Annotated in this window: 7 protein-coding genes; 1 reads left to right on the plus strand and 6 read right to left on the minus strand. The window is 67.7% G+C overall.

Going from position 1 to position 11,782, the window contains the following annotated elements; all coding sequences use genetic code 11:
* Positions 1–78: 78 nt before the first annotated feature.
* Positions 79–1,671: an isocitrate lyase gene (locus tag CD928_RS01640; RefSeq protein WP_095385117.1), complete on the minus strand. Its 1,593-nt coding sequence runs from the start codon at positions 1,669–1,671 to the stop codon at positions 79–81.
* A 139-nt stretch (positions 1,672–1,810) separates the two neighbouring features.
* Here CD928_RS01640 and CD928_RS01645 point away from each other — a divergent pair, with 139 nt between their 5' ends.
* The gene (locus tag CD928_RS01645) at positions 1,811–3,199 is read left to right on the plus strand and encodes a short-chain fatty acyl-CoA regulator family protein (RefSeq protein ID WP_095384000.1); all 1,389 of its coding nucleotides are present in this window, start codon (positions 1,811–1,813) and stop codon (positions 3,197–3,199) included.
* Between the two features lie 9 nt (positions 3,200–3,208).
* Here the strand turns inward: CD928_RS01645 and CD928_RS01650 are convergent, their stop codons facing one another.
* The 5 genes from CD928_RS01650 to CD928_RS01670 form a co-directional block, all read right to left on the minus strand.
* Positions 3,209–4,978 carry a hypothetical protein gene (locus CD928_RS01650; protein WP_095384003.1) on the minus strand — a complete coding sequence of 590 codons (1,770 nt, stop codon included), beginning with the start codon at positions 4,976–4,978 and terminating at the stop codon, positions 3,209–3,211.
* Between the two features lie 885 nt (positions 4,979–5,863).
* Positions 5,864–7,441, minus strand: a complete 1,578-nt coding sequence (locus tag CD928_RS01655) for an MFS transporter (protein ID WP_255247010.1) — start codon at positions 7,439–7,441, stop codon at positions 5,864–5,866.
* Positions 7,442–7,709: 268 nt separating this feature from the next.
* A complete protein-coding gene (locus tag CD928_RS01660; protein ID WP_095384009.1) occupies positions 7,710–9,053 on the minus strand; it encodes a PepSY domain-containing protein in 1,344 nt (447 codons plus the stop codon).
* Positions 9,050–9,631 (minus strand): hypothetical protein, encoded by a 582-nt coding sequence (locus CD928_RS01665; RefSeq protein ID WP_095384012.1) that lies wholly within the window; start codon positions 9,629–9,631, stop codon positions 9,050–9,052. Before CD928_RS01665 ends, CD928_RS01660 begins: the two co-directional genes overlap by 4 nt.
* The gene (locus CD928_RS01670) at positions 9,628–11,694 is read right to left on the minus strand and encodes a TonB-dependent siderophore receptor (protein WP_095384015.1); all 2,067 of its coding nucleotides are present in this window, start codon (positions 11,692–11,694) and stop codon (positions 9,628–9,630) included. Before CD928_RS01670 ends, CD928_RS01665 begins: the two co-directional genes overlap by 4 nt.
* Positions 11,695–11,782 lie beyond the last annotated feature (88 nt).

Raw genomic sequence — 11,782 nt, forward strand, 5'->3', positions numbered from 1 at the left:
TTCCGACGGGCAGGCTTTCCTCCCCAGGAAAGCTCTGGAGGCGCGGGGGGCAACGAATTCCCCCGCGCCAAGCTCGTGTCAGGCGGCGAACTGATTCATCGTGTTGTCCTTGCCCGCCGCTTTCAGCGCGGCTTCACCGGCGAAATATTCCTTGTGGTCGTCGCCGATGTCGCTTCCGCTCATATTCTGGTGCTTCACGCAGGCGATGCCCTGGCGAATCTCGGCGCGCTGGACGTTCTTGACGTAGCCGAGCATCGCCTCGTCGCCGAAATATTCCTTCGCCAGATTGTCGGTCGACAAGGCGGCGGTGTGGTAGGTCGGCAGCGTGATCAGGTGGTGGAAGATGCCCGCCCGCTTCGCCGCGTCGCGCTGGAAGGTGCGGATGCGGTTGTCGGCCTCGTCGCCGAGTTCGGTGCCGTCATAGTCGACGCTCATCAGCCTGGCGCGGTCATAGGCGCTGACGTCCTTGCCGTCCTTCTCCCAGGCGTCGAACACCTGCTGGCGGAAGTTGAGCGTCCAGTTGAAGCTCGGCGAATTATTGTAGGCGAGCTTCGCATTGGGCACGACTTCGCGGATGCGGTCGACCATGGAGGCGATCTGTTCGATATGCGGCTTTTCGGTTTCGATCCACAGCAGGTCGGCGCCGTTCTGCAGGCTGGCGATGCAGTCCATGACGCAGCGGTCCTCGCCGGTTCCGGGGCGGAACTGATAGAGGTTCGAGGGCAGGCGCTTCGGGCGCATCAGCTTGCCGTCGCGGTTGATCAGCACGTCGCCGGGGTTGCCCGCGCCGTCGACCTCTTCGCAGTCGAGGAAGCCGTTATACTGGTCGCCGAGGTCGCCGGGCTCCTTCGAGACGGCGATCTGCTTGGTCAGGCCCGCGCCGAGGCTGTCGGTGCGCGTCACGATGATGCCGTCCTCGACGCCGAGCTCCATGAAGGCATAGCGGCAGGCGCGGATCTTCGCGATGAAATCCTCGTGCGGCACGGTGACCTTGCCGTCCTGGTGGCCGCACTGCTTTTCGTCCGAGACCTGATTCTCGATCTGCAAAGCACAAGCCCCGGCCTCGATCATCTTCTTGGCGAGCAGATAGGTCGCCTCGGCGTTGCCGAAGCCCGCGTCGATGTCGGCGATAATCGGCACGACGTGGGTTTCATGATTGTCGATCGCCGCCTGGACCTGTTTGGCCTTGAGTTCGTCGCCCTCGGCGCGCGCGGCATCGAGGTCGCGGAACAGAAGCCCAAGTTCGCGGGCGTCGGCCTGGCGCAGGAAGGTATAGATTTCCTCGATCAGCGCGGGAACGCTCGTTTTCTCGTGCATCGACTGGTCGGGCAGCGGACCGAATTCGCTGCGCAGCGCCGCGATCATCCAGCCCGAGAGGTAGATGTAGCGGCCCTTGACGGTGCCGAAATGCTTCTTGATCGAGATCATCTTCTGCTGCGCGATGAAGCCGTGCCAGCAGCCGAGCGACTGGGTGTAGTTGGCGGGGTCGGCGTCATAAGCGGCCATGTCGGCGCGCATGATGCGCGCGGTGTAGCGCGCGACGTCGAGCCCGGTGCGGAACTTGTTCTGGGCGCGCATGCGGGCGATGCTCTCGGCGCTGATGCCGTCCCACGTGCCGTCATAGTCGCGGATCAGGCGGCCCGACTGCGCCATGTCTTCCTGGTAGCCCATCATCTTGTCCTTGTTCGAAGCTGATGGGTGGACGTTGGCGAAAGCGCCGCGGAAAGTGAAAAGCTTTGTCAATTTTTCTTGTGAAAAATGCGGTGAAAGTGCAAATTGGCGTGTAAATTAGTAAAGAAAGTTACAAATCATGACGGAGCGGCGCGTGTTTGCGGGGCCGGCGGTGCGCAAGGTGCGGCGCGAGGCGGGGATGACGCAGGCCGCGATGGCCGAGGCACTCGCCATCTCGCCGAGCTATCTCAACCTGATCGAGCATTCGCAGCGGCCCTTGTCGGCAACGGTGATCGTGCGCCTCGCCGAACGGTTCGGTTTCGACGCGGCATCACTGGGGGGCGAAGAGGTGCCCGGCGGGCTCGCGGGGCTGCGGCGCCGGCTCGCCGACCCGCGCTTCGCCGACCTCGGCATCGGCGCCGAGGAGGTCGAGGAGTGGCTGCAGAGCGCCCCCGCGACCGCGGCGGCCTTCGCGCGGCTGTTCGATGCGGCGCCCGAGGGTCGCGGCGAGGCGCAAGCCGACGCGCCCGAAGTTGCCGCCGTGCGCCGGGCGATCGAGACATGGCGCAACCATTTCGCCGACCTCGACGCCCGCGCCGAGGAGCTGGCCGACGAACTGCGGCTCGCGGGCGGCGATCTTTACGGCACGATTTCCGAGCGGCTGCGCACGCGGCACCAGCTCGGCATCCGCATATTGCCGAGCGACGTGATGCCCGACCGGCTGCGCTGGCTCGACTGGCACGCGCGGCAATTGATGCTGAACGAGCTGCTGCGCCCCGCCTCGCGTACCTTTCAGGCGGCGGCGACATTGGCGCAAATCGAGGCGAAGGACGAGATCGACGCGCTCGTCGCCGGCGCCGAATTCGCCGAGCCCGCGTCGGCGCGGCTGTTCGAGCGCCACCTGATCCATTATTTCGCGGCGGCGCTGATGATGCCCTATGGCCGTTTCCTGCGCGCCTGCGACGCGACAGGCTACGACCTGCTGCTGCTCCAGCGCCGCTTCGGGGCGGGATATGAGCAGGTCGCGCACCGGCTGACCACACTGCAGCGCGTCGGCGCGCGCGGGCTGCCCTTCTTCATGCTGCGCATCGACCGCGCGGGGCAGGGGAGCAAGCGCTATGCGGGGGCGAGCCAGTCGCCGCTGGTCGACGGCGAGGCGCGCTGCCCGCTGTGGGGCGTCCACGAAGCCTTTGCGCGCCCTGGCGAAGTCGTCGCCGATCTGGTCGAGCTCGAGGACGGGTCGCGCTGGTTCACGCAGAGCCGCAGCGTCGCGGCGCCCGGCGCGACCGGCAGCGGCACCCCGGCGCGCTTCGCGGTGTGCGTCGGGGTCGACGCCAAGGTCGCGGCGCCGCTGATCGCCGCGCGCGGGATCGACCTGATGCGTTCGCCGGCGACCCCGATCGGGCTCGGCTGCCGCCGCTGCACCCGTACCGGCTGCGTCCAGCGCTCGATGCCGCCGCTCGGCCGCCCGCTGCGCTTCCGCGAGGGCGAGCGCGGGGTCAGCGCGTTCGACTTCGCGGGGGATTGAGCCCCAGTCCTAAAGGCGGTCCATGCGGAGCCAGCGCCGGTCGCCGAGCCACGCCTTCGCGAGCGCCTTGTCGGCGGCGGCCGCCTCGAGCTTGCGGCCTTGCGCGGCTTCGCTGCGGCTGAGCCCGTAGAGCGCCCAGCCGTTATTGGGGGCTTGGGTCAGCGCGGCGCGAAAGGCGTCGCTGGCCTCGCCATAGCGCCGCGCCTGGAAAAGTGCGGCGCCGAGCGACTGGCGGACGGGATAATACCAGTAGGTCGGCTCCTGATAGGGAATGCGGCCCTCGATTTCGATCGCCTGACGGTAGAAGGCGACCGCGTCGTCCGGGCGGCCTCGCGCCGCCGCGAACCGGCCGCGCGCGACCCGTTCGGCGAGCCGTATCAGCTCGTCGGCCGGCACGCCCTGCGCGATCATGTCCTTAAGCGCGTCCGAGGAGCCGATCCGCGCCATCGCGGCGATTTCCCCGTCGAATCCGGCGCGGTTGCGAAGCCGGGCATAGGCGACGGCGCGTGCGTAATGGCGCATCGCGGCCGGATAGGCGAGCCGCGCGTCGGGCGCGGGCATCGCCAATATGGCCTTGGCATCGGCGAATTGCGCCATCGCGAAATAGGGCGCGGCGTCGATCGCCTGGATCCACGCGATCCGCGCCGAGGTCGCGGGGTCGAGCACGGTGCGCAGGCGCCGCGCCTCGCGGATCGCGGTGCCCATGTCGCCCGCCATCTGCGCCGACGTGACGATGAAGTGGATATTGTGCGGATAATAGCCGTAGCGCACGAGCCCCTGGTCGCCGGCACTGCGGATGAACGCCTCGTCGGCGCGCGCCGCGGCGACGTTGACGCGGATCGAGTCGGCGTGGCGCCCGCGGAGCTGGTAGATATGGCCGGGCATGTGGACGAGATGCGCGGCGCTGGGCGCCGCCGGGTTCGACAATCGATCCGCCGCCGCCTCGGCGCGCTGCGGATCGCTGGCCTCCATCAGGTGGATATAGAGGTGGTTCGCCTGGACATGCGCCGGATTGCGGCGAAGCACGGTTTCGATCAGCCGCACCGCCTCGCCGGCGCGGCCCACCGCCGTCCGCTTGTCGCCCTCCCAATAATTCCACGGGGTCGTATCCATCGCGGCCTCGGCGGCGAGCACCGCGACATCGTCGTCGGCGGGAAAGCGGCGCGCGACGTCGAGCATCGCATCGGCGTAGCGGGCGTCGAGCGCGGCGCGGTCGGCGGCGGGGTCGGCCGAATAGCGCCGCGCGACCGCCTCGATCAGCGCGCGTTCCATCGGCGAGGCTTCGCCGCGCAGAGCCATCGCGCGCTCGACAGCGGCGAGCGCCGCGCCATGGTCGCGATCGTCCATCGGCGCGTTGATGTTCGGCCCGAGCGCCACCGCCTCCCCCCACCAGCAGATCGCGCAGCCCGGATCGCGCCGCTGCGCCTCGCGGAAGGAGCGCACCGCGCCGGCGTGGTTGAAGCCATAGGTGAGGAGCAGGCCCTGGCTGAAATAGCGCCGCGCCTGATCATCGCGCGTCGACGCGGGGAAAGGCGAGGCGGTCAGGTCGGGAAAGAGCGGGATCGGCCCCACCCGGCTGGCGGGGGCCGCGACCGCTGCCGCGGCGAGAAGATCGTGGGCGAGCGTCGCGCCCGCGCGGCGGGCGCCGCAGAACAGGGTGGCGAGGCGGCCGGGGTCGAGCGCATCGAGCGCGGCGGCCGAAAAACCGGTCGGCGGCGCGAAGCTGGCGAGAGAGAAACCGATGCTGGCGATCGCGGCGGCCCTGAACGCGTGGTGCATGCCCATTCCCCTCCCCAACAGGCGAACCCGAAACAGCGGGGCAAGGCTATCATGAATGGGGGAAGGCGCCCAAGCGCAATCGCGAGGGGGGAGGAGGTGGCGAATGTCGGGGACCGATAGCAGCCATGTCTTCTCCCCTCCCTTCTAGGGAGGGGCTGGGGGTGGGTAGCCGCCGAAGGCGGCGTTCTTTTGCGGGCTCGCTCCGCTCGCGCACCCACCCCTAACCCCTCCCTGAAAGGGAGGGGAATGGCTCAAACCCACCCCAAAGCGGCCGCCCAAAAAACGCTTTCCTACATTATCGCGCCGTGCCAGCCTCTTCTCCCATCGGCTCTTTCATTTCGTGGATCCCTCCGCCACCGGCGCCGCATCAAGGCGCGTCGGCGCCCCAAAATTCCCCACGGGTATTATTTTACCCGAGGGGAGTGACAAGTTTGACAACCTAGGAAATAAAATCACGCAGCGCCGTGCTTCCTTCCCCGTCACCCCCGGACCCTTCGACAGACTCAGGACAGGCTTGATCCTCGGNTCGGCGCCCCAAAATTCCCCACGGGTATTATTTTACCCGAGGGGAGTGACAAGTTTGACAACCTAGGAAATAAAATCACGCAGCGCCGTGCTTCCTTCCCCGTCACCCCCGGACCCTTCGACAGACTCAGGACAGGCTTGATCCTCGGTCCCGCTTCTGGGGCGCGGATCGATTCGCTATCCGCCGGACGGAACATAAAGCGACACCCGCTTTCCACCCCATAACAGACCTCCTCGCTTGCATTGGCAATCCATATGATCGCCAATCCAGAAGTGGCGCAAACCGCTCTGGATTGCTTCGTCGCTCCGCTTCCCGCAAGGGCGAGGTCATGCGGTGCCATGCGGCTCTATAATCCCGCCCTATAATCCCGCCTTGTCGAAGACATGCCCCTCGGGATCGAGGTCGCGCAGGTCGCTGCCGCGCGTCTCGCGGCCGTGGCGCGCGACGAGGATCAGCGACAGGGCGGTCGGAACGGCGATCATCAGCGCGCTGACGGCGAGAGTCGGGATGATCGCGAGGATCGCGAGCGCCTGGGCAAAGACGCCGCCGAGCTTGCTGCACGCCGCGACCCAGCCGGTCGCGCGGCCGCGGATGCGCAGGGGAAAGCTTTCGGCGCAATAGGGCAGGATCATCGCGATGATGCCGTTGCTGCCGACGATCAGCAGCGCGACCGGCAGCACCGGGCTGGCGCCGCGGGTCAGCGCGAGCCAGAGGACGCCCGCAAGCCCGAGCAGCGTCACCGCGATCGACGCCAACACCGAATATTTGGTGCTCCACGCGCTGTAGATCCACGCGACGAGAAAAACCGTGGGAAGCGCGATCAGCGCCGAGGCGGCGAGAAGCCGGCTCGATACCTCCATGCTGTAGCCGCGCGCGACCAGCTCGACCGGCAGCCACAGCAACAGCCCGAAATTGACGAGACCCCAGCAGATGGCGGTGAGGCTGAGCGCGATCAGCTTGGCGGTCTGAGCGCGTCCGACGGGCGCCGAGGCCGCCGTTCGCGGCGGAGCACCTTCGACCGGAGCGAGGCGGCGCACTCCCGACCCGAAACGGTCCATCACGCGCTGCGCCTCGGCCGTCCGCCCGCGCGCGACCAGGAATTTCGCCGATTCGGGGATGAAGGCGCCCAGAAGCACCAGCAGAAGGCCGCTCGGCAGGTTGGCGAGCCACAGGCTGCGCCAGCTGAAGATCGGCTCGAGCCAGACCGCCATCAGGCTCGCGGCGGCATAGCCGCCGACCGCGCCGAGGCCGCCGACGAGGACGAGGCTCCAGCCGCGATGGCGGCTCGGCATCATCTCGGCGAGCAGCGCGTAGGTCACGGGCAGCATTCCGCCCGCCGCCGCGCCCATCAGGAAGCACATGCCGACGTTCCACGCGAGCGAGGGCATCGCCCCGCAGATCGAGGTGCCGACGAACATCACCGCCGACAGCATGATCGACGCCTTGCGGCCATAGATGTCAGCGACGACGCCCCACAGGAAGGAGCCGACGACCGTGCCGACGAGCGCGAAGAAGGGGACGAGCGACACGGTTTCGCGCGGCACGCCATATTCATCGATCATGCCCGGGATCACGAAGCCGAGGCTCGCGGGTTTCATGATGTCGATGACCAGCGCGACGACCAGAACGGCCATCAGCCGCCAGTGCGCGCGCGACAGCGGCGCGTCCTCGGGCGCGGCGACGACAAGCTCGCTCGCCGCTGCCATCTGCGCCGACAGGCCCTTGGGGAGCAGGCCATAGGCGGCGATGCCGATCCCGGCGACGATCAGTCCCATGCCCGCGATCATGCCATGATCCATCGGCATGCCCGCCATGCGGAACCCCATGTCGCGGCCCATCCAGAACATCGGCAGGTGAAGAAGGACGCCGACGGTCACCGCCGCGACGCCGATCGCGAACGCCCACAGACGCCGGTCGCTGCCGATTGCCCCGCTCACCCGAATCATCCTCCCCTGCGCCCACTCGTGGGAACGTTCATTTCACAGGACCGGGGAGGCGGCAATCGCGATGTGGGGTCGGGGTGTCGGGGAGAGCGTTGGCATATAATCCTCCCTGCGGCGCAGCCGTGGGGAGGGGGACCATCCGAAGGATGGTGGAGGGGCTGCGAGCGTATGCGAGCGCTACGCTTTGCCCCTCCGTCAGCCCTGCGGGCTGCCACCTCCCCATCGCCGCGCGACAGGGAGGATCAGTAACGGTGGACCCGCCTCACCCCGCCAGCGCGGCGATCGGGCTGGCGACCAGGCTGGCGATGAAAAGCCTTTGCAGAAGCCGCTTGGGTCGCGGTTCGGGGCGGATCGCCGCCGCCAGCAGGATCAGCGCGGTGAGTATCCAGAAGATCGCGGTGAGCGGCGCGGCGTTGCCGGCGAGCAATCGCGCGAGGAAGGTCAGCGCCAGCGCGAGCGGCACGCCCCACAGCACCGCGTCCCACAGGCTGCGCAGCCGCGGTTCGTGAAGGCCGCGGCGCGCGCGCTTGCCGAGCCAGATCGAGGTGCCGGTCGCGACGACGATGGTGAGTGCGAGGCCGAGCCCGAAATAGGCGAATTTGACCGGCAGTCCCCCGAAATTACCGAAATGGAGATTGTAGGTCGAGGCGGCCATCTGTTGCCCGAGATGGCCGTCGGCGAGGCCCACGGCGCCGAGGAAGCGCCCGTTCGCGTCGAAATTATAGCTTTCGCCGTAGATCAGCCGCTGCGGATGTTCGGCGAGGAGCTGGACATGCTGGCCGCGCGTGCCGGGGTCGTGGAGGATGATGTAGGTCGGGCGCAGCTCGGGATGGGTGGCGGCGATCCAGGCGAGGGGCGTCGCAACGTCGGCGATGGGAGCGGCGCGCGCGTCGGGCTTGCCCTCGCCGCCGAAGATCGGGGCGTAGGCCGCCTCGACATCGCCCTTGTAGAAGCTCGCCGCGAGGCCGTAGGCGCCGATCGTGCCGAGCCCGATCATCGCGCCCGTCAGCGCGATCGCGAGCGCGAAGGGGAGCGACCAGACGCTCAGCCGGTTGTGCCAGTCGGCGAGCCCGACTCCTTCCTTGTCGCGGGCGCGGAGGCGGAAGGCGTCGCGGAAGATGCGCGGGTGCGCGATCACCCCCGACAGCGACAGCGCAACGATCATCACCCCCAGGATTCCGACGAGGATCAGGCCGACAAGGCCGGGGATGTTGAGCCGGTAGTGGACGGCGAGGAGGAATTCGGACCAGGCGTTGCCTTCGGGCCCCGCGATCGCGCCGGCCTGGTCGACGTGCACCGCCTGGCTGTCGGTCGTGATCGTGGCGCGCGGCAGGTCGGGGACCGGGAGGTGGACGTAGAGGTGCGTCGTCGCGGGCTTGCCCTCTTCGGTCGCGAGGACCGCGGCGACCGCGCTTTGCACCGCGCCCGGCGCGATGCGCGCCATTTCGGGCGCCGCCGGCTGCTCGATCCGCTGCCATTCCTGATAGAAGACGACGATCGTGCCCGTCAGGCAGACGAGGTAGAGAAGCGCCGAGGCGAGCAGCCCGATCGCGGCGTGCGCCGAGAGGGCGCGCTGCACCATCCCCTTGTCGACCGGTCCCGTCATGCCGCCCCTCCGATCCAGATCAGCCCGAGGCTCGCCGCCGCGGGGAGCAGCAGCCAGGCGAATTGCGTGCGCCGCCGCGGCATCATCAGCAGCGCGAAGGCGAGGATGCCCCAGAGGAGCGGCAGCAAGAGCAGGGTAAGGCCGTTGCCGTCGGCCTCCGCCCAGCCGCCGAGCCCCGCGAGCGAGCGTGCGGCGAGCGCGGCGAGCAGCGAGACGAGCATCGCGAGCGGTATGGTGACGAGAAAGGTCAACAGGCGGCGTCCGATGCGGCGCGGTTCGCCCTTCGCGGGAAGCATGTGCGCCTTGCGGTCCGAGGCGCGCGTCTTGCCCGGGCGCGACGCCGCGGCGGCCTGCGCGAGGAGCAGCGCCGCCATTCCCATGCCAAACAGCGACACCATCGCGGCGCCCCATGCGCCGTTGCCGGCGACGCCGAGCGCGGCGCCGACGAGGAGCAGCGCCCACGCCGCGCCGTTCAGCGCCGCCGAGCGCCGGGGCAGGCCCCAGGCGCGGCGAAGCAGCAGCACGCCGAGGATCGCGGCGACTGCGCCGGCCCAGACGAGGGGCGAGGCGCCGTTCACCGGAAGCGATAGCCGACGGTCGCCATCACGTTGCGCGGCGCGGCCATGAAACAGTCGCCGCGCGCGAGGCAGGAGGCGAAATATTGCTTGCCCAGAAGGTTGGTCGCGTTGACGGCGAAGCGCCAATTGTCCCAGCTGATCTCGGCGAGCGCGTCGATCGTCGTGCGCGACGGCGTGACGATCGACCAGACCGGGCTGGTCGAGACGCTTTTGCCGCTGTAGACGACGCCGGCGCCGAGACGCAGCTGCGCTTCGTCCGGAAGGCCGAAGGTTTTGGTCGACCAGAGCGACGCGGTGTGGCGCGGCATATAGTCGAGGCTGGTGTTGGTTTCGGACTTGAGCTTCGCATAGCCGTAATTGGCGAGCAGCTCGAAATTTCCGGGCAGCGTGTGGCTGGCCTCGATCTCGAAACCCTTGGTGTTGAGCACGCCCGACTGGGTGGTGCCGCCGGCGGCGAGATAGAGGACGCGGTTGCGTTCCCTGATCTTGAAGGCGGTCGCGGTGACCAGCGTGTTCGGCGTCGGCTGCCACTTCACGCCCGCTTCATATTGTGTGCCGGTCTGCGGCCGATAGGGATCGCCGAAGGTGCCGTCGCCATTGTCGATCCGGCCGGCGACCGGCAGGAAGCTTTCGGTATAGCTGAAGAAGGGCGAGAAGCCCGCGCCGATCTCCCCGATGATGCCGGCGCGGAAGGTGGTGGCATTGTCCTTCTGGCCCGACGAGCCGGTGACGCGGTCGCGGCGAGCGCCGAGCACGACCGAGATGCGGTCGTAGAAGCGGATCTGGTCCTGGACATAGATGCCGAGCTGCTTCTGGCTTTCCGTGGTGAAGGGACCGGCGGGGTCGTAGGTCAGCAGCGCGTCATAATCGATGTCGTAAAGGTCTACGAGCTCGAAGCCGCCGGCACTGCGTTTTTGCACCTTGTTCCAGCTATAGTCGATGCCGACGAGGAGCTTGTGCTCGATATTGGCGCCGGTGCCGAAATTGAACTCGACATTATTGTCGGTCGAGAAGACGTTCATCCGCGCATCGCTGGCGTCCGCGATCAGGGCGATCGTGCGGCCGTCTGTCCCGTAGACCGAGAAGGGATCCTGCGGGTTCGTATAGCTGTCGGCATAATGGGTGTTATATTCGAGGTCACTGTCGATATAGCGCGCCTTGAGGCTGAGCTTCACATTGTCCGAGAAACGATGCGTGATCGATCCGCCGCCCTGCAGCGAACGGCCGGCATAGCGGTCCCAGCCGGCCTTGCCGACGAAGGTGTAGCGATCGAGCTGCTCGCCAGCGACCGTGTTGGGCCTGAAGGTGCCGACGATCGGCAGGAATTGCGAGGTCGAGCCGGTGTCGTCCTCCTGATAGAGACCGGTCAGCACGACGTCGGTGTCGGGCGTCGGCTGCCAGCGGATCGAGGGCGCGAACATCACGCGGTCGTCGGGCACATGGTCGACGAAGGTGTCGGCGTCGCGCGCGCGGCCGACGAAACGCACCGCGAGATTGTCGGCAAGCGCGAGGTTGACGTCGCCCAGCACCTCCTTGCGGTCATAGCTGCCATAGACGAGGTTGATTTCGCCGCGCGTGGTGAAGTCGGGCGTCTTGCTGACGAGGTTGACGATACCGCCGATCGAGCCCTGGCCGAACAGCACCGAGGCGGGGCCGCGCACGATCTCCACGCGGGAGAAGTTGTAGGGGTCCGACGTGATGCTGGCATAATAGGAGAAAATGTCGCGCATGCCGTCGCGGAACTGCAAGGCGTCGAGGCCGCGCACGTTGAAGCCGTCGACGCGGGTGTCGCGTCCATAGGGATTGGCTAGGACCCCCGCGGCATATTTCACCGTGTCGCTGATGTTGATCGCGCCCTGCGCCTCATATTGCTCGGCAGTGATGACCTTGATCGGCTGCGGCAATTCGGTCAGCGCGGTGTCGGTCTTGGTCCCCGCAAAGCCGGTGACGACGATCTGGCCCTGATCCTGCCCCTGATCGTCGGACGATGCGGCTTCCTGGGCCAGCAACTGACCGCTTGCGAGTGCGGTGCAGACCAACAGGGTGAAACGCGCGGCTGTCATGAAAGGCCCCCTTCGAGCTCGATTGTTGTTCGAGGGGGCTCCTAATGCGAGTCAATCGCATTAGCAACGTCTATCGCGAAATTTCTGC

The sequence above is a fragment of the Sphingopyxis sp. GW247-27LB genome (genome assembly GCF_002277025.1).
Taxonomy (GTDB): domain Bacteria; phylum Pseudomonadota; class Alphaproteobacteria; order Sphingomonadales; family Sphingomonadaceae; genus Sphingopyxis.

Excerpts from the sequence above, each read along its gene's own strand:
- CD928_RS01640 (WP_095385117.1), bottom strand. The coding sequence starts at position 1,671 with ATGGGCTACCAGGAAGACATGGCGCAGTCGGGCCGCCTGATCCGCGAC.
- CD928_RS01645 (WP_095384000.1), top strand. The coding sequence starts at position 1,811 with ATGACGGAGCGGCGCGTGTTTGCGGGGCCGGCGGTGCGCAAGGTGCGG.
- CD928_RS01650 (WP_095384003.1), bottom strand. The coding sequence starts at position 4,978 with ATGCACCACGCGTTCAGGGCCGCCGCGATCGCCAGCATCGGTTTCTCT.
- CD928_RS01660 (WP_095384009.1), bottom strand. The coding sequence starts at position 9,053 with ATGACGGGACCGGTCGACAAGGGGATGGTGCAGCGCGCCCTCTCGGCG.
- CD928_RS01670 (WP_095384015.1), bottom strand. The coding sequence starts at position 11,694 with ATGACAGCCGCGCGTTTCACCCTGTTGGTCTGCACCGCACTCGCAAGC.